We start from the raw sequence: 20,648 nt of genomic DNA, 5'->3' as shown, positions 1-20,648 counted from the left end.
GGTTCAATCCCTCAAGGATGCTTGGAATCGCTGTTTTAACGCCTCTACACATCTTGCGACGGTCGCGGCGATCTCCTCTTCTTCCAGTGTACGTGCGGTATCCTGCAACACCAGACTAATAGCCAGGCTCTTATAACCCTCTGCTACGCCCTTGCCACGATACACATCAAACAAGTTTACGCCAACTACCTGATTTGCGCCAACTTTCTTACACTCCGCCAAAATATCTTCTGCGGGAACGTTTTCAGCCACGACAACGGCGATATCACGACGGTTTGCCGGGAAGCGCGAAATCTCGCTGGCCTGAGGCACGGCGCGGTCTGCAAGCTTGTTCCACTGCACTTCAAACACCACAGTACGACCATTTAGATCAAGCTTACGTTCCAGTTCAGGATGAACTACACCAATGAAACCAATGTGTTCGCCTGATAAATAAATTGCAGCACTCTGCCCAGGATGCAATGCAGGATGAGCTTCTGCACGGAACTGAACATCAGATAATTTGCCGGTAAGTTCCAGAATTGCTTCCAGATCACCTTTCAAATCATAGAAGTCGATTGGCTGACGCGCCAGATCCCAATGTTCATCATAACGGTGGCCCGTGATAACAGCAGCTAGCATGACATCCTGGCGGACACCAAGATCTGCATGACTATCAGGCACAAAGCGCAGGCCACTTTCAAATAAACGCAAACGCGATTGCTGACGATTCTGGTTATAAACCACGGCGGACAGCAAACCCGTCAGCAATGACAAGCGCATTGCCGACATCTCAACAGAGATTGGGCTGGGTAAAATTAATGCCTCTTGTTGGGGATGCAGTAATGCTTGCACTTTAGGGTCAACAAAACTGTAAGTAATTGCTTCCTGATAGCCATGGTCAACCAACGCTGTTTTGACGCGCTTGAGAGACAAGTTTGCCTCGCGATGTTTCGTCATGATCAAATCAGCTTTAATAGGCACGTCTGGAATATTGTTATAGCCATAGATTCGTGCAACTTCTTCCACTAAATCTTCTTCGATTTCCATATCGAAACGCCAGCTTGGCGCTACGGCTTGCCAGTCAGCACCCTGCTCTGTCACCTGGCAACCAAGGCGGCGCAAAATGTCACCGACCTGCTCGCAAGCAATATGATGACCGAGCAAGCTGTCAAGTTTTGCACGGCGTAGTGTGATGGTGGCGCGCTTGGGCAATGCTTCGGGCGCGGTTACATCAATCACCGGGCCAGCTTCGCCACCACAGATATTAATCAACAGGCGCGTAGCACGTTCAATCGCTTTATATTGCAATGCAGGGTCAACCCCCCGCTCATAGCGATGAGAAGCATCGGTATGCAGGCCATGGCGACGCGCCCGCCCAGTAATTGACAGTGGGTTAAAGAATGCGGACTCCAACAACACATTGCGAGTTTCGTCATTAACACCGGAATGCTCGCCGCCGAAAATGCCCGCCATGGCCAAAGGTTGCTGCTGATCGGCAATAACCAAGGTGTCAGCATGCAATTTGGCTTTTGTCCCATCCAGTAAAGTTAACTCTTCACCTTCGGCGGCCAGACGAACCACAATCCCGCCATTAATACGGTCCAAATCAAACGCATGCATCGGTTGCCCCAACTCCAACAAAACGAAGTTAGTGATATCAACCACCGCATCAATTGAACGAATACCACAGCGGCGCAATTTTTCGCGCATCCACAATGGGGTCGCCGCCTTAACATTAATCCCTTTCACCACACGGCCCAAATAACGCGGGCAAGCTTGCGGAGCATCGACTCGGATTGGGAAACTGTCATTGATAGACGGCGCCACCGGGCTCATATCCGGTTCAGTTAATGGCAACTGATTCAGCACAGCCACATCGCGTGCTATACCGATAATACCCAGGCAATCTGCACGGTTCGGCGTAACACTGATTTCAATAGTTTTATCATCCAGACGGAGATATTCACGTAGGTCAACACCAATCGGTGCATCAGCCGGTAGCTCAATAATGCCGTCGTGATCTTCTGAAATAGCCAATTCTGAGAAAGAACACAGCATGCCCTCAGATGGCTCACCGCGCAATTTAGCCGCTTTAATTTTGAAATCGCCCGGTAAAACAGCACCCACAGTCGCCACCGCCACTTTTAGGCCCTGACGACAGTTAGGTGCGCCGCACACGATGTCCAACAAGCGGTCACCGCCCACATCAATTTTGGTGACTCGCAGTTTATCGGCATTGGGATGCTGGCCACACTCCACAACGTGGCCGATAACCACACCATTAAATTTGCCAGCGACGGCATCGACACCATCAACTTCTAAGCCGGCCATGGTAATTTGATGGGCTAAATCATCACTGCTAATGGCTGGGTTTACCCATTCGCGTAACCAAAGTTCACTGAATTTCATGAGATATTCCCGCCTTACTTAAACTGTTTGAGGAAACGCAGGTCATTTTCGAAGAAGGCCCGCAAATCAGTGACACCGTAACGCAGCATCGTTAAGCGCTCCATCCCCATACCAAATGCAAAACCTGAATAAACCTCAGGGTCAATACCTACGTTTCGCAATACATTGGGGTGCACCATGCCGCAACCCAGCACTTCCAGCCATTTACCATTTTTGCCCATCACATCAACTTCAGCTGATGGCTCGGTAAACGGGAAATAAGATGGGCGGAAACGAATCTGTAGATCTTCTTCGAAGAAATTACGCAGAAAATCATGCAACGTGCCTTTCAGATTGGTAAAGCTGATATCACGGTCAACAATCAGCCCTTCCATTTGATGGAACATCGGCGTGTGTGTTTGGTCATAATCATTACGATAAACACGGCCAGGCACGATAATTCGAATCGGGGGTTGCTGAGCCTGCATAGTGCGAATCTGCACGCCAGATGTCTGCGTACGCAGCAATCGAGTGGCATCAAACCAGAATGTATCATGGTCAGCACGAGCTGGGTGATGCGCGGGAATATTCAATGCATCGAAGTTATGGTAGTCATCTTCAATTTCAGGGCCAGACTCAACCGAAAAGCCCAATTCACCAAAGAAAGTCTCGATACGATCAATAGTGCGAGTGACCGGATGCAACCCACCATTTTCCATACGACGCCCCGGTAAAGAGACATCAATGGTTTCAGCTGCCAGTCGGGCATTCAGCACCGCTGATTCCAGCTTTTCCTTGCGAGCGTTAAGTGCTTCTTGTACTTCTTGTTTGGCCTGATTAATGACAGCGCCGGCAGCTGGACGTTCTTCAGCTGGTAGTTCGCGCAGTGATGTCATTTGAAGGGTCAAATGGCCTTTCTTGCCTAAATATTCGACGCGTACCAAATCCAACGCGGCAACATCTTGGGCATCTTCTACGGCTGCTTTCGCGTTAGCAACCAGCTCTGCGAGATGTGGCATTGTTTCTTCTTCCTCTGGCCGGGATGGCCCGCTTATATTCCCATCGCCCTTCAAAATACAGGGTATTGGCTGCCCTTGCTCCCCCTGGCGACTTAGTTGGCTAAGCGCCCCAGGACTCACTCGGTTGTCACTGACCTGCATCACAAAGTCACTTGGGTATAGTTATAAAAATTAGAGTGATATAAATTAATTAATGGTAAAACTTGTTCGAAAGCCCGAACACGACCTTAGAACACAAACAAAAAAGCCTCCACAATGGGAGGCTTAGGCGTTATTTTTCGTTTCTATTCTTACGCACAAGCCTCCTGGAATCAGGCGCTAAAGTAAAAAAAGAAGCGAAAAGTAACTGCATGCATCATAACGATGACCTTCTTACTAAGAAGCTAAAGGTTAAAAGAGGGAGACAAGCTCCCTCTTCAATTCTGACTTACGCCAGAGCTGCTTTCGCTTTTTCGACTAGTGCAGAGAATGCCACTTTATCGAATACCGCGATGTCAGCCAAAATCTTACGGTCAATTTCAATAGAAGCCTTTTTCAGACCATTAATGAATTTGCTGTAAGACATGTCATTCTGACGAGCAGCTGCGTTGATACGTGCAATCCACAGTTGGCGGAATTGACGCTTCCGTTGACGGCGGTCACGGTAGGCGTATTGGCCTGCCTTGATTACTGCCTGGAAAGCAACACGATAAACGCGCGAACGGGCACCGTAGTAACCTTTCGCCTGCTTTAAGATTTTTTTGTGACGTGCACGTGCTACCACACCACGTTTTACGCGAGCCATTTACTTCTCCTATCGTCTTAATTCAAACCAAAATTACTTATGCGTACGGCAGACATGCTACGACCAGACCCAGATCGTTCTTAGATACCAGGCCTTTTGGACGTAAATGACGTTTACGCTTAGTAGCTTTTTTGGTCAAAATATGACGCAGGTTAGCATGCTTACGCTTAAAACCACCATTAGCGGTCTTTTTGAAGCGCTTAGCGGCGCCGCGTACTGTCTTAATTTTTGGCATTGAATATATCCACTTCGCATTGTTAATTACAACGAGCTAGCTAGGCGAACAGACTTCTAACTGCGCAAGCGCAGAGAAGCCTGTTACTTGTATGCCTTACTGTCTCTTCTTAGGTGCGAGCACCATGATCATCTGACGGCCTTCGATACGAGTCGGGAAAGACTCCACAACGGCCAGATCAGAATCTTCAGTCAGATCTTTTTTGACACGGTTAAGGACTTCCATGCCGATCTGTTGGTGCGCCATTTCACGCCCACGGAATCGCAGCGTGATTTTGGCTTTATCGCCATCTTCCAGAAAGCGAATCAGGTTGCGTAGTTTGACCTGATAGTCGCCATCATCGGTACCAGGACGGAATTTAATTTCCTTGACCTGAATGACTTTTTGCTTCTTCTTCTGTTCTTTTGTCGACTTGCTCTTCTCATAGAGGAATTTGCCGTAATCCATAATACGGCAAACCGGCGGCTCGGCATTCGGACTGATTTCTACTAAATCAACACCAGCTTCCTCAGCTTTTTCAAGAGCTTCATTCAGACTGACAATGCCAATCTGCTCACCATCGACGCCTGTTAAGCGAACTTCTGTGGCGCGAATCTCTTTGTTGATGCGATTAGGACGCGCCGGTTGAACTCGTTTTCCGCCTTTAATACTTTATTCCTCCAGTTGATGAAGACTACGGCTGCGAATTTCAGTTAGCAGCTGGTCTACGACCACGTTGACATCCAAGCTTCCTAAGTCTTTCCCGCGGCGGGTACGAACGGCAATCTTGCCTGACTCGACCTCTTTATCACCACAGACCAACATATAAGGAACCCGACGCAACGTATGTTCACGAATTTTAAAGCCAATCTTCTCATTTCTCAAGTCCGCTTTTGCCCGAATCCCTGCATCTTGCAGTTTTTTGGTCACTTGTTGGACATAATCAGACTGGCTATCAGTGATATTCATCACCACGACTTGTACCGGAGCTAACCAAGTTGGGAAGAAGCCTGCATATTCTTCGGTAAGGATACCGATAAAGCGCTCCATTGACCCCAAAATAGCCCGGTGAATCATGACCGGCACCTGGCGATCGTTATTTTCGCCGATGTAAGACGCACTTAAGCGGCCCGGTAATGAGAAATCGAGCTGTACGGTACCACACTGCCACGCACGATCCAAACAATCATGCAAGGTAAATTCAATTTTCGGCCCATAGAAGGCACCTTCACCTGGCTGATAATCAAATGGAATACCATTTTCAGTCAGCGCAGCGGCCAAATCGTCTTCAGCGCGGGTCCATAAATCGTCACTACCAATGCGCTTTTCAGGCCGAGTGGATAGCTTGACCACAATTTTTTCGAAGCCAAAGGTGCTGTACATGTCGTACACCATCTTAATGCAGCTATTCACTTCATCGCGAACCTGCTCTTCAGTACAGAAGATGTGTGCATCGTCTTGAGTAAAGCCACGCACACGCATTAAGCCGTGCAGTGCACCCGATGGCTCATTACGATGGCAACTACCAAATTCGGCCATACGCAGTGGCAGGTCACGGTAAGACTTCAATCCTTGGTTGAATATCTGCACATGCCCAGGGCAGTTCATTGGCTTGATGCAGTATTCGCGGTTTTCTGACGAAGTGGTAAACATATGCTCAGCATAGTTTTCCCAGTGGCCTGTTTTCTCCCACAGAACACGGTCCATCATAAACGGCCCTTTAACTTCCTGATACTGATACTCTTTGAGCTTCATGCGCACAAAAGTTTCCAGCTCACGGAAGATAGTCCAGCCGTCATTGTGCCAGAACACCATACCCGGTGCTTCTTCTTGCATGTGGTAAAGGTCCAATTGCTTACCAATCTTGCGATGGTCGCGCTTGGCCGCTTCTTCCAGACGTTGCAGATAAGCATTCAGTTGCTTCTTATCACCCCAAGCCGTGCCGTAAATACGTTGCAGCATTTTGTTGCTGCTGTCGCCACGCCAATAAGCTCCAGATGTTTTCTGCAGTTTAAAGTGGTGGCAGAAACGCATATTCGGCACATGCGGGCCACGGCACATATCAACGTATTCTTCATGGTGATATAAACCTGGACGGTCATCGCGGCTGATATTCTCATCAAGAATAGCCACTTTATACTCTTCACCACGCGCTGCAAAAGTATCACGAGCCTCTTGCCAACTGACTTTTTTCTTGATGACGTCGTAATCTTTATCGGCAAGTTCGTGCATCCGCTTTTCCAGCAGACTCAGATCTTCCTGCGTCAGAGTACGGTCAATATCGACATCATAATAGAACCCGTTGTCGATAACTGGGCCGATTGCCATTTTGGTGTCTGGCCACAGCTGCTTGATAGCGTGCCCCAACAGATGCGCACAAGAGTGGCGGAGAATCTCCAAACCTTCAGCATCTTTAGTGGTGATAATGGCCAGTTGCGCATCCGATTCGATAAGGTCACTGGCATCAACCAGTTCGCCATTCACTCGACCAGCAATACAGGCTTTCGCCAGACCTGGGCCAATGTCTAAAGCAACATCCAGCACAGAAACGGCGTGATCGTATTGACGCTGACTGCCGTCAGGAAGGGTAATAACAGGCATTCTAATTCCTTATCTACAGTGGTGACCCACACGACAGATCACATGCAAGACGTAATTATTGTTTAATTTCAAAAGGTTGCAGCATCAATTTAACCCACGTTTGTTATATTGATATGCAACTGAATACAACGTTTACTTTGTGACACAGATCATGCCACAAAGTGGAGCCATATTATCATCACTTAATGCAATGACAATAATACCTGGCGAATAATCTATTAATACTGCGGCCAAACAGTGATAATGATCGCCGACAAAGTTATCATTCTTAAACTGCTCTACGATCAGCACAATATCAACACCGTATAACTGAGGGTCAACTATTGCAGCGACAACCTGTTACATCCTCCAGAATTTTGTCGATTGGTTATGATCCCGAAAATCGCATGCTGGAGATACAGTTCCGTGAACAAGGGATTTACCAATATCTTGGCGTCCCTGAGCGCGTTCACCAGAATTTTCTATCTGTCGTTTCGAAAGGTCGTTTTTTTGATGGCGTAATAAAAGGCAAGTTTTTGTGCCGTAAAATTGGCTAGGCAGAAAATAATCAAGTAAAAACATATCATTACATCAAACTGAAACGGTTGCTTCTATGATAAGCATTTGCAAAAAAGCCTACCGTTTCAGAGATCTGTCCCTCTGCTTCTCCCCATTTTACGTCATGAAATGACGCCATAAATAAGAGATTGGCACGACGAATAGTAACGCGGGCAGAAAATTGACCACAGCAAATACTTTAATTTGAGCAATTCGTAATCCTACCGCAATCATAATAATCCCACCGCAAGCCGAAAAATCAGCAAAGGCGATCTCATCCATGTAGGGCATGATAAGTTTTGCCAGTAAAATTAATGCGATTTGGATGAGTAATTGCGGGATAGCAATCGCGATCAGCGCAATACCCAGTGAAATGGAAAATATTAGCGCGGTGAAAAAGTCCATCAGGGCTTTCACAAAGAGCAGTTGGAAATCACCGGTAATACCTTCCGTTAAAGAGCCGACAACCCCTAACCCACTGGCACAAAATAGCACAATCATTGCGGTAAAACTTTGTGCAAACTCCTGCGGCGGCAAAGTGCTACGCGAAGGAATAATGCGCTCCAATAAGCCACGAGTTTTATTTGCCCCCCATTTCACCCCTTGTTCAAGAGATAATAGCTCCCCCAGCGCCGTCCCAACAATTAATGCCAGGATCACGGCCGGCATAAAACTGACTTTTACCACCATCACAATACCGATGGAAATTGACGCCAAAGCAAATGTTGCTGGCAATCCCTCTTGCAAACGTGTGGGGACATGACGGGCGAGTAATACCCCCAAAATACCACCAAGGATAATTCCCGCACTGTTAATAAATGGACCAACCATAGCAAACTCCCAATCGCTAAAACGCGTACTGAGGATTGAAAATATGTCTGTTTTAGAATTAGGTATTTTCGATAATAGCTAAAGACAAACCACTGAATCACCTGAGTATTTTTAAAAGTATAACTTTTGGCGATAAGGAAAAATTTTATCATACACAGCGCAGGTGCGAGTTATGTATAGATGCTTATCCTTGCCAACAATGATTTACATTATGATCTATTGCTTTTAAGTGGCGCTGGGTGTATTGCTATTTCTACAGGAAGTACCCATAATAAATTTCCGTTTCCGTGTAGCAATGGTTACTGGAACGCCGCCCTGATTGTTTACGCAATCGGGGCGTTTTATTTTGGTTGTAATTCACACGACACGAGCGCTATCTCAGCAAGTCATATTCCCTTCGTCTTACAACTTTATCCCCTAAATACTGAACAATAAAATATATTTCATCCGTTTTTCTTCCGTATTTCATTGCCTATTATTGACTCACTGTTCAATGAAAGGGAGAAATATGATGAAACAGATCAACAACGTGCTGTCGGGACTTGAACTTTATTTTCGCCAAACCCACCAACAGTGCACAGAGAAAACACCTTGGTTTACGCGGTGGCTGTATATTCCGCTCGAAGAAAGGATGCAGATATTGGATGAGTTATTAATGCCGCATCGCGCCACAACACAGAAAAAGAAATAAGCGGCCCGAGTTGAGGTGGGTTGGAATAATAATCGGCCGAAAAGATAGCAGCTGAAATACCTTCACTCTGGTGAATGTATTTTGGCCATATCAATCGCGGCCTGAATTGCCGAACGTGCTTGGGGGCTATTTTTCCAACATGTTGACCCCACCATGGCCGCTGCATTACTCACAATTTCATTCATATCAGCCTGGCCAAGTTGAGCCAGTGAAGTAAAACCAAGTTGCTCCAGACGGGCGACAACTGTCGGCCCAACGCCCTTGACGGCCAACAACGCGCTACGTTCATTATCAGTAAATGCCATGTTGGCCTCCGGTTAAAGCCCCTGTGATAGGAATGTCATTCAGAGCCGTTTCCGGGCCGCATTTTCCGCACTGAAAAACCAAAGTTCGGGTAACCGATTGGGATAAAAGCGAATTTCATAGGTATCTTTGAGCGGTGCTAAGCGCCAACGTGGCCGAGCTTCACGTTTAGGTTTCAAAAAACGTAGCCGCCCCCGAGCCCGTGCCGCTTGAGTATCCAGTACCCATGCCGCAGAAGCCGATAGTGGCTGACGAATATATTCATCTTCAACACTAATATCACAAATGCACAAAACCCTATTCCTTGCAAAAAATTAATGCCGACATGGTTATGTTGTCGATAACGCGAGTTGCAGGTGCGTTGGCGGCGTAAAAGTAGTACGAGTATATTCCGGAATCACTGTATTGAACCAACTGTTGCTAACCAGAGATTTGATCTACATCACATATCTTTGCGCCCTTACAATAGCATTTGCACCATTCGCGTTGTCACATCGCCGGCATTGGTGGGAAATAATACCGATATAGCCTTTTGCCTCACGTATCGCGTAGAGTGGCAAGGTAAGTCATAATATCGTGTGTCGCCATATTGGCCCACGGCACGGCTAATTACCTGATATATTTTACTTTCATCGGGTATGTTTGAGATTTTTTTTGGAGCAAGATTGATGCAAAGTATTCTCGAATTATGTAAAGCCATTGGCTTGGGGTTAGTTCTCCTACTGCCATTGGCAAACCCATTGACGACCGTGGCCTTACTACTCGGTTTATCCGGCAATATGACCAGCGAAGAGCGCAATCAGCAGTCGAAGATGGCATCAATCTATGTCTTCTTTATTATGACGGTGGCTTATTATGCCGGCCAGGTCGTCATGAACACCTTTGGCATTTCAATTCCGGGGTTGCGCATTGCTGGTGGGTTAATTGTGGCATTCATTGGTTTTCGCATGCTATTCCCACAACAATCAATCGAAGATACTCAGTTAGAAGCCAAGTCACAGGATTTAAAGAAACAAAAATCTATTAATATTGCCTTTGTACCATTGGCGATGCCCAGCACAGCGGGGCCGGGAACCATCGCTATGATAATCAGTTCTGCGGCCTCAGTAAAAGGCAATGACATGTTCAGCCCATGGGTGGTGACTGTAGCTCCGGTACTGATCTTCCTAAGCGTGTCGTTAATTTTGTGGGGATCACTACTCAGCTCGGGCGCTATTATGCGCTGGGTTGGCAAAAGCGGCATCGAAGCTATTTCACGACTAATGGGGTTCCTGCTGGTGTGCATGGGCGTGCAGTTTATTATTAATGGGGTGCTGGATATTATTGCAAACTACCATCCGGCCATTGCATAACAAATAACGCAGTTAAAAGAGAAACGCTAGCCGATGTTGATACTTAGTCATACTAAGTTACAGCGTCCATCGACTACATCGGTTAGCGTTTTAATATTATTCTGACATCGCCCGATAAGCGGTATCAACTTTCCACAAATAACGTGGCGCTTGTGCGGCCGGATGTTTCTTTTGTATATGCTGATAAAATTCGTTCGGGCTAAGACTATTAATTTTATTCACTGCCAGACGTTTATCTGATGAGAAAGTCCGCAGCATGGCACCCGCCCCATTGGCATAAGAAACGATAGTCGCATAACGCAATGTTTGCGGATCACTGATCCCCGCTAACTGCTGATTTTGCAAAATATTGATATAAGCCGTCCCAATATCAATATTCTTCACCGGATCTTTTAATTCGCCAGAACTGGGTTGGCCATTGCGCCCTTTCATTCGGTACGCATCACGACCGGCGGTAGAGGCTTTAATTTGCATCAACCCGACTGCATTTGAAGTACTCACCACATCAGGATTATAACCAGACTCCACTTGGATAATGGCTTTAATCAAAGTTTCATCAACACCATAATGGCTAGCAGCTTGTTTAATGACATCGCTATACGCCACTGCACTTGAACCTGCGCTGCTTTTCGGTGCATTCAGAAAACCACCTTCGGGCGCTTTTTTCAGCCACCCATTATTTGCTTGCGGTGGCGGAGTCTGTTTAGCACACCCCACGAGCAAGAACATTGCCATTAGGCAACCGACTTTTGGATTCACAGTATTCCCCGTGCTAATAAGCCGTTTTGTAGCATATACAAGTTGTCACCTCGACCAAATATATTTTTTGGCCTAGTTTGACCATTATCAACATAATGATCAGGCTATATTAGGTAACTATCGGTAAATTTTAGTTTATTGTATGGCGAGGCTTGACTTCACCCGTGATGATATTGATAATCATTTTCATTTAAAGAAAGGGAACATCGCCATGTTTACTAAGAAAAAAATAGCCCACCTGCCCCCGACTCGCGGCTTCACACCTCGGTTTTTACGTGCTGTGACTTTGTTTACCGTCATCGCCATTTCAGCGCTGATCAGTACCTCTGTGTTGGCTGAAAATAAACCTAACGACCCAAACAAAAAATTCAAAATTGTGACAACATTCACAATTATTCAGGATATCGCGCAGAATGTCGCCGGTGATGCGGCCGTCGTCGAATCGATTACCAAGCCCGGTGCTGAAATCCATGACTACCAGCCGACACCACGGGATATTGTCAAAGCGCAGTCTGCCGACCTGATTTTATGGAATGGCATGAATTTAGAACGTTGGTTTGAACGTTTCTTCGAAAATATCAAAGATGTCCCTTCTGCTGTTGTCACTGACGGCATTACCCCGCTCCCCATCCGTGAAGGGCCTTATAAAGGTATTGCGAATCCACATGCTTGGATGTCCCCATCAAATGCGTTGATCTATATAGAAAATATTCGTAAAGCACTGGTGGAACATGACCCTGCCCATGCTGACACCTATAATCGCAATGCTAAAGCTTATGCCGAGAAAATTGCCGCCCTCGATGCCCCGCTACGGGAGCGTTTATCCCGCATTCCAGCAGAACAGCGCTGGCTGGTCACCAGTGAGGGGGCTTTCAGTTATCTGGCAAAAGATTATGGTTTTAAAGAAGTTTATTTATGGCCCATCAATGCTGAGGAGCAAGGTTCCCCGCAGCAGGTGCGCCGTGTTATCGATACCATGCGCGCCAATAAAATTCCGGTAATATTCAGCGAAAGCACTATTTCTGATAAGCCGGCGAAACAAGTCAGCAAAGAAACCGGTGCACAATACGGAGGGGTGTTATATGTTGATTCGTTGTCAAATGAAAAAGGGCCAGTGCCTACATATATCGATTTGATTAACACCACGGTGCAAACTATCGCGAAAGGATTTGGTCAATGAGCCATGCTGTTTTTGTGCGCCCGGAGCTGATAGTGGATAACGTCACTGTCACCTATAACAATGGGCATACCGCCATTTATGACGCCAGTTTCTCTCTCACCGGTGGGACTATCTGCGCCTTAGTCGGCGTCAATGGCAGCGGTAAATCCACCTTGTTTAAAAGCATTATGGGGCTAGTAAAGCCCAGTGTGGGCAAGGTAGAGCTGAGCAACAAGTCCGTTAGCTATGCCTTAAAGCAAAATACCATCGCCTATGTGCCGCAAACTGAAGAAGTAGATTGGAACTTCCCGGTATTGGTCGAAGATGTCGTGATGATGGGCCGATACGGCAAAATGAATTTTTTGCGCATTCCCAGCCGTGAAGACAAAACCATTGTCGATAAAGCTATTGAGCGGGTTGGCTTAACCGCCTTGCGTTCTCGTCAAATCGGCGAACTTTCTGGTGGGCAGAAAAAACGGGTGTTTCTCGCTCGAGCCCTGGCTCAACAGGGTTCAGTGTTGCTGCTGGATGAGCCTTTCACCGGTGTTGATGTCAAAACGGAAAATGCCATCATTGACTTGCTGCGCGCACTGCGCGATGAAGGTCATCTGATTTTGGTTTCAACCCATAACCTCGGCAGTGTGCCGGAGTTTTGTGACCATGTAATACTGATTAATCAGACGGTACTGGCCGCCGGCCCAACAGAAACCACCTTTACTCAAAAGAATCTTGAAATGACCTTTGGCGGTGTGCTGCGCCATATCAACCTGTCGGGTAATACACTGCACGATGATAATGACCCCCGCACCGTGACTGTCATCACCGATGATGAGCGCCCGGCGGTATTTTATGGCCATACCAAAAATGATCCCCCGGCACAAAGCCAGTCGAAGGAGAAAAATCCCTGATGCTGGATATTTTACTGCAACCCTTTAATTACAACTACATGGTCAAGGCCATTTGGGTTAGCGCCATTGTCGGTGCGGTCTGCGCTTTCTTATCAGCTTACTTGATGCTGAAAGGCTGGTCGCTGATGGGCGATGCACTCTCGCACTCGGTCGTTCCCGGGGTGGCCGGTGCTTATGCCCTGGGTTTGCCGTATGCCGCCGGTGCATTCTTTACCGGTATGCTGGCGGCATTGGCCATGACTTTAGTGCGCCATATCACCCGCTTGCGTGAAGATGCCATTATTGGTTTTATCTTCTCAACATTTTTTGCCGTCGGGCTGCTCATCGTTTCGCTCAACCCCACCTCGGTCAATGTGCAGTCGATTATTTTCGGCAATATCTTGGGGATTGCTGATGAGGACGTCCTGCAAGTCGAAATCATTATTCTGATCTCTTTTGTGATTTTATGTCTGATCTGGAAAGATTTACTGGCGGTGTTTTTTGATGAGAGCCACGCAATGTCGATTGGCCTGTCGCCGCTGCGGTTAAAGATTTTATTCTTCACGTTGTTGAGCGCCTGTACTGTGGCGGCACTACAAACTGTCGGCGCTATCTTGGTGATTGCCATGGTGGTCACCCCCGGAGCCACCGCCTACTTACTCACTGACCGTTTCAGCCGTTTGCTGGTCATCGCTATTGCTATCGGCGCGTTTACCAGTGCCTTTGGTGCCTATCTCAGTTTCTACTTGGATGGTGCCACCGGCGGGGTCATTGTGACCTTACAAACAGTGGTATTCTTGTTAGCCTTTTTCTTCGCCCCTAAACATGGTTTGCTGGCAACGCGTTATCAGACCCGCCAAAAACGTCGCCACCCTGCGGCCCCACGTCCGGAGGATAATGTATGAATACCTTGTTCAGTCTGGTCAGCGAACCTTTCGCCTATCCTTTTATGCAGCGGGCCATCGTGGCCGCCATTATTACCGGTGTGGTGTGCGCGGTTTTATCTTGCTACCTGGTCTTAAAAGGTTGGTCATTAATGGGCGATGCCATCTCTCACGCCGTGTTACCGGGCATTGTATTGGCCTTTTGGCTCGCAATACCCTTGGTCATCGGGGCATTTGTGTCGGGGATTTTTTGCGCGGTTGCCACAGGTTATTTGAAAGAAAACAGTCGGGTAAAAGAAGACACGGTGATGGGGATTGTCTTCTCCGGTATGTTTGCTTTCGGTTTGGTGCTGTTTTCCCGCATGGATACTGACCAGCACCTTAGCCATATCTTGTTCGGCAATATGTTGGGTATTTCGCTGGCAGAGCTGAAACAGACCTTATGGATAGCCGGGTTCACTCTGCTGGTGGTGCTGTTAAAGCGAAAAGATTTTATGCTCTATTGCTTTGACCCAAACCATGCCCGAGTCATTGGCCTGCCGGTTAAATTTTTGCACTATGGTTTACTGTGTTTACTGGCATTAACCATTGTGGCGTCATTACAAGCAGTTGGGGTTATTTTAGTTATCGCCATGCTGATTGCCCCCGGTATTATCGCCTTTATGGTCTGCCGCAGTTTTGATCACATGTTGGTGGTTGCCACTCTGGTCTCGGTGATTTCATGTGTATTGGGGACATTAATCAGTTTTCATATTGATGGCGCGACTGGCCCCTGCATTGTCATTATTCAGGCATTATTCTTTGTCGTGGCGCTAATTTACAGCCATATAAAACCGACGAAAAGCCAACCACTCGCGCTGACGGCCAAAGATGACCATGCTGAAAACATCGCCAAAGGTAACCTGCTATGATTAATTGAGTTTTAATCTCGATAGCCAATAACTTGAAGGGTGGGAGACAGCAACCGAGCCACAAATCTGTCGTTTGTTTGATCCCACACCGGTATCCCGGCACACAGGCTCTTGTTCTTCACATCATAAAAAAGTTAACCTGAATTTGTAACCAACATCAATTGGCTTACAGGTAGGCAGCAAGCGAACAACGTCTCAATCATCATGAATGAAACGTATAACTGGCAGCTGATAGGGGGTAAATCATGTGGCAAGCAGTGAATCGTCTGTTAAGTGAATATCTCGGCCCCGCTGAAATTCGAGAAAGAACCGAACTGCCCGGCGGAGATATTCATGATGCCTGGCGTCTTAGCTATGGTGACACTGAGGTTTTCATCAAATGTGATAGCCGTGAAATGCTGCCCATATTCACCGCAGAAGCGGACCAACTTTCGCTCCTGGCCCGCAGCAAAACGGTTCGGGTACCTGAAGTTTATGGTGTGGGCAGTGATCGTGAATACAGTTTCCTGCTACTTGAATATATCCCACTAAAGCTGTTAGATGCCCACAATGCCTATTGTCTGGGGCAACAATTAGCGCATCTGCATCAATGGAGTGAACAGCTGCAATTTGGGCTGGATTTTGATAATGATTTGTCTACTACGCCACAACCCAACAGCTGGCAGCGCCGCTGGGCGCAATTTTTTGCCGAACAGCGCATCGGCTGGCAATTACAATTGGCGGCTGAAAAAGGGATGTCATTTGGCGATATAGACCATATCACCCAGCTGGTTCAAGAGCGCTTACAGGGCCACCAGCCGCAACCCTCACTGCTACATGGCGATTTATGGCCAGCGAACTGTGCTTCCAGCGCTCATGGCCCGGTTATTTTTGATCCCGCCTGTTACTGGGGTGACCGCGAGTGTGACCTGTCCATGTTGCCACTCTACCCAGAACTTCCAGCACAAATTTATGATGGATATCAGAGCGTTTGGCCACTCCCTGCGGGCTTTATTGAGCGCCAACCTATTTATCAACTTTATTACTTATTGAATCGCAGCAATCTGTTCGGCGGGCAGCATTGGATTAATGCACAGAAAGCTGTTGAACAACTGCTGCATTCCGACAAACTTTAGTGCGCCACAGATAAATAGCACCCTAACAGCGGGATACCCCGCTCATTAGCGGTGCTTTTTTTATGCCCCAATAGCCTGCAATAAAAACTTTTTCTAAAAAAGTATGAGCCAAACCACAGATTAGACTCATCCCTGACGTCGAATAATGACCGCCAACCCTGTTCTTTTTTGCCCGCGACAATGGCCACGAAAAAGCGCTTACTTAAATAAAATCAAGAGCCTTCACTAAGGAAATTTCACACTCCTTAATGGGATGCTATTGCCAATAATGGGGAGTCGTAAAATGGTAGATATCCGCGAGTGGGAAAACCTTGCTAATAAAGAACTGAACCGGCAAGGAAAAAAAATCGAAGATTTAGTCCGTCACACTGCGGAAGGTATCGCGGTAAAAGCGCTGTATACCGCCAGTGATCTTGATGGGTTGGAAGTGACAGGGTCACTGCCAGGAATAGCACCTTACGTCAGAGGCCCACGGGCAACAATGTATGCCGCGCAGCCCTGGACTATTCGCCAATATGCAGGTTTTTCAACAGCTAAAGAGTCAAATGCCTTTTACCGCAAAAATTTAGCTGCCGGGCAAAAAGGCCTGTCTGTTGCATTTGATCTCGCGACTCATCGCGGTTATGACTCCGACAATCCGCGGGTTGCAGGCGACGTGGGAAAAGCTGGTGTGGCCATTGATAGCGTCGAGGACATGAAAGTCCTGTTTGACCAAATCCCATTAGACAAAATGTCGGTCTCGATGACCATGAATGGCGCAGTGTTGCCGATTATGGCGTTTTATATTGTCGCCGCCGAAGAGCAAGGTATTGCCCCGGCATTACTGACCGGCACGATACAAAACGATATTCTGAAAGAATATCTGTGCCGCAATACTTATATTTATCCGCCCAAGCCCTCCATGCGCATTATTTCAGACATCATTGCCTGGAGCTCCCAAAATATGCCGCGCTTTAACACGATCAGTATCAGTGGATATCATATGGGGGAAGCCGGTGCCAACTGTGTCCAGCAAGTGGCCTTTACTATCGCCGATGGGATTGAATACATCAAAGCGGCGCTGAAAGCCGGTTTAAATATTGACGATTTTGCGCCCCGCCTCTCATTCTTTTTCGGCATTGGCATGGACTTGTTTATGAACATTGCCATGCTGCGCGCAGCACGTTATCTGTGGAGTGAAGCCGTCAGCCAGTTTGGTGCCACTGACCCTAAATCCTTGGCACTGCGCACACACTGTCAAACTTCGGGTTGGAGCCTGACCGAGCAAGACCCCTACAACAATATCATTCGCACCACCATCGAAGCGCTCGGCGCGACACTTGGCGGCACGCAATCTTTACATACCAACGCCTTTGATGAAGCCCTCGGTCTACCGACTGATTTTTCGGCGCGTATTGCGCGCAATACCCAAATCATCATTCAGGAAGAGTCAGAAATTTGCCGCACCATTGACCCACTGGCCGGCTCATATTTTGTGGAGTCACTGACAGACCAAATGGTCAAACAAGCACGAAAAATCATCCAGCACATTGATGATGTCGGCGGGATGGCTAAAGCCATTGAAGTCGGGCTGCCCAAACGCATGATTGAAGAGGCTTCCGCCGGCGAACAAGCACTGATTGACCAAGGCAAGCGTGTCATTGTCGGCGTGAATAAATATAAGCTGGAAAAAGAAGCTGACACTCAGGTGCTGGAGATTGATAACGTCAAAGTGCGCAATGAACAAATTGCCCAACTGAATGATATCCGCGCCCGCCGCGACAATGACGCGGTGCAACAAGCATTGGCTCAATTGCGCCACGCAGCGGGACATCATGAAAACTTATTAGAGGCCGCCATTCATGCCGCGCGCCTACGGGCGACGCTGGGTGAAATTTCCGATGCCATGGAGACAACATTTGACCGCTATCTGGTGCCAAGTGAGTGCGTGACTGGTGTCATTGCCCACAGTTATCACCAAAACGAAAATGATGCGCAGGAGTTTGATAACATCCTCGCACAAAGCCAAAGTTTCTTGGTAGAGCATGGCCGACATCCCAGGATCCTGATTGCCAAAATGGGGCAAGATGGCCACGACCGCGGGGCGAAAGTGATTGCCAGTGCCTATTCTGACCTTGGCTTTGATGTCGACCTTAGCCCGATGTTCTCCACCCCAGCTGAAATTGCCCGGCTGGCGGTTGAAAACGATGTCCATGTTATCGGCGCCTCATCACTGGCTGCTGGCCACAAAACGTTAATTCCTGAATTGGTGGCAGCATTACGCCAATACCAACGTCAGGATATTTGTGTGGTCGCCGGCGGTGTCATTCCTCCGCAAGACTATGATTTCTTACGCGAACGCGGTGTGGCCGCCATTTATGGCCCGGGTACTCCGATGCTAGCCAGTGTGCGCGATGTCTTAAAACTCATTAGTGCCCACCATGATTAATCTCGACAATCTGGACGATTACATCCTCCGTTTGCGTCAAGGCGATCGGGCAGCACTGGCACAAGCCATGACCCTGGTAGAAAGTAGCCTGCCCCAGCATCAAGCATTAAGTGCGCAATTATTGGACAGCATTATGCCCTACACCGGGCAGGCTAAACGGCTGGGGGTCACTGGCACGCCCGGGGCGGGGAAAAGCACATTTCTCGAAGCCCTCGGCGAGGAACTGCTATTGCAAGGCCACAAGGTGGCGGTCATTGCCGTCGACCCCAGTAGCCCCCTCAGTGGCGGCAGCATTTTGGCGGATAAAACCCGCATGCTGAATTTGGCGCGCGCCGAGCATGCTTTTGTGCGGCCAGTCCCCTCCAGAGGGCAGCTTGGTGGCATCAGCCCAAGCACCCGCGAGCTGATTTTGCTTTGTGAAGCAGCGGGTTATGACATTGTTATTGTGGAAACTGTGGGGGTGGGCCAATCAGAGACTGAAGTGGCAGCCATGGTGGACTGCTTTCTCTCGCTACAGATTGCTGGGGCGGGCGATGACCTGCAAGCCATCAAGAAAGGCATCATGGAAATGGCTGATTTTATCGTCATCAATAAAGATGATGGCGACAATCATATCAATGTCGATATTGCCCGCCATATGTACCGCAGCGCGCTGAATATCATCCGCCGCAAATATCCGGCATGGCAGCCGCGCGTCCTCAGCTGTAGTGCGCTGGAGAAACGCGGGATCCGCGAAGTTTGGCAAGCAATACAGACCTTTTGGCCGGTCATGACTCAGAGCGGGCAATTGGCCAGCTTACGCCAGCGGCAAAATGCAGACTGGGTTCGCCGTCAAATCGAGGTAAATGCGCTCGCCGCACTGTTTTCACACCCCGAGGTGCGCGCACATTATCAGCACATAGACAATCTGCTGCACCAAAACCAAATCTCGCCACGGGCCGGCATCAGAGCCATCACTCACTTTATTACGCAACAGATTATCCATTAAGGAAATGATTATGTCTTATCAGTATGTAAAAGTGTTGATTGCCAATCGGGTTGGCATTATTGAGTTCAATCACGCCCGTAAACTCAATGCCTTAAGCAAGGTCTTTATGGATGACTTAATGCAGGCATTGCATGACCTCAACAATACCGATATTCGCTGCATTATTTTACGGGCGGCCGAGGGCTCAAAAGTGTTTTCAGCCGGTCATGATATCCACGAATTACCCCGCGGCCGCCGCGACCCACTGTCCTATGACGATCCGCTGCGCCAAATCACCCGCGCCATCCAAAAATATCCTAAACCCATCATTTCCATGGTTGAGGGCAGTGTCTGGGGCGGCGCATTTGAGATGATCATGAGTTCAGATATTATCATCGCCAGCAGTCATTCAACCTTTTCAATGACCCCGGTGAATCTGGGCGTGCCTTACAATCTGGTCGGCATCCACAACCTGATTCGTGATGCAGGCTTTCACATTGTGAAAGAACTGATTTTCACCGCCAGCCCCATTACCGCCGAGCGCGCCCTGTCAGTCGGCATTCTTAATCATGTGGTTGCCGCTGAAGAGCTGGAAGATTTCACCTTAAAACTGGCCCATGTTATTTCCGAAAAAGCCCCGCTGGCCATTGCGGTCATCAAAGAAGAACTTCGCGTTTTAGGTGAAGCCCACACCATGAATTCTGATGAATTTGAGCGCATTCAAGGCATGCGGCGCGCGGTTTATGATAGCGCTGACTATCAAGAGGGCATGAGCGCATTTATGGAGAAACGTAAACCGAACTTTCTTGGCCATTAACCCCTCTTGCTAAAGGATT

22 protein-coding genes and 1 other annotated feature are annotated in these 20,648 nt (G+C 48.0%); of the genes, 11 read left to right on the top strand and 11 right to left on the bottom strand.

Annotated features, from left to right (window positions below):
- Nucleotides 1-3: 3 nt before the first annotated feature.
- The 7 genes from pheT to thrS all read right to left on the bottom strand — a co-directional run bounded on the left by pheT (nt 4) and on the right by thrS (nt 6,988).
- Entirely contained in the window at nt 4-2,391 is a 2,388-nt protein-coding gene (gene pheT / locus D5F51_RS07790) for a phenylalanine--tRNA ligase subunit beta (RefSeq protein ID WP_129196062.1), read from the bottom strand.
- A gap of 14 nt (nt 2,392-2,405) precedes the next feature.
- Complete coding sequence (gene pheS / locus D5F51_RS07785) at nt 2,406-3,389, bottom strand: phenylalanine--tRNA ligase subunit alpha (RefSeq protein WP_129196061.1); 984 nt, start codon at nt 3,387-3,389, stop codon at nt 2,406-2,408.
- Nucleotides 3,390-3,626: 237 nt separating this feature from the next.
- Nucleotides 3,627-3,749: a sequence feature (Phe leader region), on the bottom strand.
- Nucleotides 3,701-3,745, bottom strand: coding sequence for a pheST operon leader peptide PheM (gene pheM, locus D5F51_RS22985; protein WP_223300610.1), 45 nt, complete (start codon nt 3,743-3,745; stop codon nt 3,701-3,703). (Overlaps the previous feature by 45 nt.)
- 67 nt (nt 3,750-3,816) lie before the next feature.
- Complete coding sequence (gene rplT, locus D5F51_RS07775; protein ID WP_004393357.1) at nt 3,817-4,173, bottom strand: 50S ribosomal protein L20; 357 nt, start codon at nt 4,171-4,173, stop codon at nt 3,817-3,819.
- 37 nt (nt 4,174-4,210) lie between these two features.
- Nucleotides 4,211-4,408: a 50S ribosomal protein L35 gene (rpmI, locus tag D5F51_RS07770; RefSeq protein WP_002211834.1), complete on the bottom strand. Its 198-nt coding sequence runs from the start codon at nt 4,406-4,408 to the stop codon at nt 4,211-4,213.
- A gap of 96 nt (nt 4,409-4,504) precedes the next feature.
- Nucleotides 4,505-5,056, bottom strand: coding sequence for a translation initiation factor IF-3 (gene infC / locus D5F51_RS07765; RefSeq protein ID WP_011816226.1), 552 nt, complete (start codon nt 5,054-5,056; stop codon nt 4,505-4,507).
- A 3-nt stretch (nt 5,057-5,059) separates the two neighbouring features.
- On the bottom strand, nt 5,060-6,988 hold the full coding sequence (thrS, locus tag D5F51_RS07760; RefSeq protein WP_025378417.1) for a threonine--tRNA ligase: 1,929 nt from the start codon (nt 6,986-6,988) through the stop codon (nt 5,060-5,062).
- A 323-nt stretch (nt 6,989-7,311) separates the two neighbouring features.
- Between thrS and D5F51_RS07755 the strand changes: the two genes are divergently transcribed.
- Nucleotides 7,312-7,524 (top strand): KTSC domain-containing protein, encoded by a 213-nt coding sequence (locus tag D5F51_RS07755; RefSeq protein ID WP_025378418.1) that lies wholly within the window; start codon nt 7,312-7,314, stop codon nt 7,522-7,524.
- A 118-nt stretch (nt 7,525-7,642) separates the two neighbouring features.
- On the opposite strand, the gene D5F51_RS07750 is transcribed toward D5F51_RS07755, so the two are convergent.
- Nucleotides 7,643-8,356 (bottom strand): DUF554 domain-containing protein, encoded by a 714-nt coding sequence (locus tag D5F51_RS07750; RefSeq protein ID WP_087769263.1) that lies wholly within the window; start codon nt 8,354-8,356, stop codon nt 7,643-7,645.
- Nucleotides 8,357-8,864: 508 nt separating this feature from the next.
- Here D5F51_RS07750 and D5F51_RS07740 point away from each other — a divergent pair.
- The gene (locus D5F51_RS07740) at nt 8,865-9,047 is read left to right on the top strand and encodes a hypothetical protein (protein ID WP_245994912.1); all 183 of its coding nucleotides are present in this window, start codon (nt 8,865-8,867) and stop codon (nt 9,045-9,047) included.
- Between the two features lie 62 nt (nt 9,048-9,109).
- Here D5F51_RS07740 and D5F51_RS07735 read toward each other — a convergent pair whose 3' ends face one another.
- Both D5F51_RS07735 and D5F51_RS07730 read right to left on the bottom strand, forming a co-directional pair.
- On the bottom strand, nt 9,110-9,352 hold the full coding sequence (locus D5F51_RS07735) for a helix-hairpin-helix domain-containing protein (protein WP_129196059.1): 243 nt from the start codon (nt 9,350-9,352) through the stop codon (nt 9,110-9,112).
- Between the two features lie 39 nt (nt 9,353-9,391).
- Nucleotides 9,392-9,643: a hypothetical protein gene (locus tag D5F51_RS07730; protein ID WP_049633613.1), complete on the bottom strand. Its 252-nt coding sequence runs from the start codon at nt 9,641-9,643 to the stop codon at nt 9,392-9,394.
- A gap of 375 nt (nt 9,644-10,018) precedes the next feature.
- On the opposite strand from D5F51_RS07730, the gene D5F51_RS07725 reads away from it, so the two are divergent.
- Complete coding sequence (locus D5F51_RS07725) at nt 10,019-10,702, top strand: MarC family NAAT transporter (RefSeq protein WP_129196058.1); 684 nt, start codon at nt 10,019-10,021, stop codon at nt 10,700-10,702.
- Nucleotides 10,703-10,798: 96 nt separating this feature from the next.
- On the opposite strand, the gene D5F51_RS07720 is transcribed toward D5F51_RS07725, so the two are convergent.
- On the bottom strand, nt 10,799-11,461 hold the full coding sequence (locus tag D5F51_RS07720) for a transglycosylase SLT domain-containing protein (RefSeq protein WP_025378422.1): 663 nt from the start codon (nt 11,459-11,461) through the stop codon (nt 10,799-10,801).
- Between the two features lie 211 nt (nt 11,462-11,672).
- On the opposite strand from D5F51_RS07720, the gene yfeA reads away from it, so the two are divergent.
- The 8 genes from yfeA (at nt 11,673) to scpB (ending at nt 20,629) form a co-directional block, all read left to right on the top strand.
- Nucleotides 11,673-12,641 carry an iron/manganese ABC transporter substrate-binding protein YfeA gene (yfeA, locus tag D5F51_RS07715; protein WP_129196057.1) on the top strand — a complete coding sequence of 323 codons (969 nt, stop codon included), beginning with the start codon at nt 11,673-11,675 and terminating at the stop codon, nt 12,639-12,641.
- Nucleotides 12,638-13,528: an iron/manganese ABC transporter ATP-binding protein YfeB gene (gene yfeB / locus D5F51_RS07710; RefSeq protein WP_129196056.1), complete on the top strand. Its 891-nt coding sequence runs from the start codon at nt 12,638-12,640 to the stop codon at nt 13,526-13,528. The genes yfeA and yfeB overlap by 4 nt, the downstream gene beginning before the upstream one ends.
- Nucleotides 13,528-14,412, top strand: coding sequence for an iron/manganese ABC transporter permease subunit YfeC (yfeC, locus tag D5F51_RS07705; protein ID WP_025378424.1), 885 nt, complete (start codon nt 13,528-13,530; stop codon nt 14,410-14,412). Before yfeB ends, yfeC begins: the two co-directional genes overlap by 1 nt.
- Nucleotides 14,409-15,302 (top strand): iron/manganese ABC transporter permease subunit YfeD, encoded by an 894-nt coding sequence (gene yfeD / locus D5F51_RS07700; RefSeq protein WP_129196055.1) that lies wholly within the window; start codon nt 14,409-14,411, stop codon nt 15,300-15,302. Before yfeC ends, yfeD begins: the two co-directional genes overlap by 4 nt.
- 245 nt (nt 15,303-15,547) lie before the next feature.
- Entirely contained in the window at nt 15,548-16,417 is an 870-nt protein-coding gene (locus D5F51_RS07695) for a fructosamine kinase family protein (RefSeq protein WP_087769267.1), read from the top strand.
- Between the two features lie 283 nt (nt 16,418-16,700).
- Nucleotides 16,701-18,845: a methylmalonyl-CoA mutase gene (gene scpA, locus D5F51_RS07690; RefSeq protein WP_129196054.1), complete on the top strand. Its 2,145-nt coding sequence runs from the start codon at nt 16,701-16,703 to the stop codon at nt 18,843-18,845.
- Nucleotides 18,838-19,833 (top strand): methylmalonyl Co-A mutase-associated GTPase MeaB, encoded by a 996-nt coding sequence (meaB, locus tag D5F51_RS07685; protein ID WP_129196053.1) that lies wholly within the window; start codon nt 18,838-18,840, stop codon nt 19,831-19,833. Before scpA ends, meaB begins: the two co-directional genes overlap by 8 nt.
- A gap of 10 nt (nt 19,834-19,843) precedes the next feature.
- Nucleotides 19,844-20,629 carry a methylmalonyl-CoA decarboxylase gene (gene scpB / locus D5F51_RS07680; RefSeq protein WP_025378429.1) on the top strand — a complete coding sequence of 262 codons (786 nt, stop codon included), beginning with the start codon at nt 19,844-19,846 and terminating at the stop codon, nt 20,627-20,629.
- The last annotated feature ends 19 nt before the right edge of the window (nt 20,630-20,648 follow it).

The organism is Yersinia hibernica (assembly GCF_004124235.1).
GTDB classification, from domain to species: domain Bacteria; phylum Pseudomonadota; class Gammaproteobacteria; order Enterobacterales; family Enterobacteriaceae; genus Yersinia; species Yersinia hibernica.
The sequence above is the reverse complement of the archived record's forward strand: the minus strand, read 5'-3'. Positions and strand labels throughout refer to the sequence as shown.

Coding starts and splice junctions, on each gene's coding strand:
- yfeD (WP_129196055.1), top strand. CDS start 14,409: ATGAATACCTTGTTCAGTCTGGTCAGCGAACCTTTCGCCTATCCTTTT.
- pheT (WP_129196062.1), bottom strand. CDS start 2,391: ATGAAATTCAGTGAACTTTGGTTACGCGAATGGGTAAACCCAGCCATT.
- D5F51_RS07750 (WP_087769263.1), bottom strand. CDS start 8,356: ATGGTTGGTCCATTTATTAACAGTGCGGGAATTATCCTTGGTGGTATT.
- yfeB (WP_129196056.1), top strand. CDS start 12,638: ATGAGCCATGCTGTTTTTGTGCGCCCGGAGCTGATAGTGGATAACGTC.
- yfeA (WP_129196057.1), top strand. CDS start 11,673: ATGTTTACTAAGAAAAAAATAGCCCACCTGCCCCCGACTCGCGGCTTC.
- D5F51_RS07740 (WP_245994912.1), top strand. CDS start 8,865: ATGATGAAACAGATCAACAACGTGCTGTCGGGACTTGAACTTTATTTT.
- scpB (WP_025378429.1), top strand. CDS start 19,844: ATGTCTTATCAGTATGTAAAAGTGTTGATTGCCAATCGGGTTGGCATT.
- D5F51_RS07735 (WP_129196059.1), bottom strand. CDS start 9,352: ATGGCATTTACTGATAATGAACGTAGCGCGTTGTTGGCCGTCAAGGGC.
- thrS (WP_025378417.1), bottom strand. CDS start 6,988: ATGCCTGTTATTACCCTTCCTGACGGCAGTCAGCGTCAATACGATCAC.
- scpA (WP_129196054.1), top strand. CDS start 16,701: ATGGTAGATATCCGCGAGTGGGAAAACCTTGCTAATAAAGAACTGAAC.
- D5F51_RS07725 (WP_129196058.1), top strand. CDS start 10,019: ATGCAAAGTATTCTCGAATTATGTAAAGCCATTGGCTTGGGGTTAGTT.
- rpmI (WP_002211834.1), bottom strand. CDS start 4,408: ATGCCAAAAATTAAGACAGTACGCGGCGCCGCTAAGCGCTTCAAAAAG.
- pheS (WP_129196061.1), bottom strand. CDS start 3,389: ATGCCACATCTCGCAGAGCTGGTTGCTAACGCGAAAGCAGCCGTAGAA.
- D5F51_RS07695 (WP_087769267.1), top strand. CDS start 15,548: ATGTGGCAAGCAGTGAATCGTCTGTTAAGTGAATATCTCGGCCCCGCT.
- meaB (WP_129196053.1), top strand. CDS start 18,838: ATGATTAATCTCGACAATCTGGACGATTACATCCTCCGTTTGCGTCAA.
- yfeC (WP_025378424.1), top strand. CDS start 13,528: ATGCTGGATATTTTACTGCAACCCTTTAATTACAACTACATGGTCAAG.
- rplT (WP_004393357.1), bottom strand. CDS start 4,173: ATGGCTCGCGTAAAACGTGGTGTGGTAGCACGTGCACGTCACAAAAAA.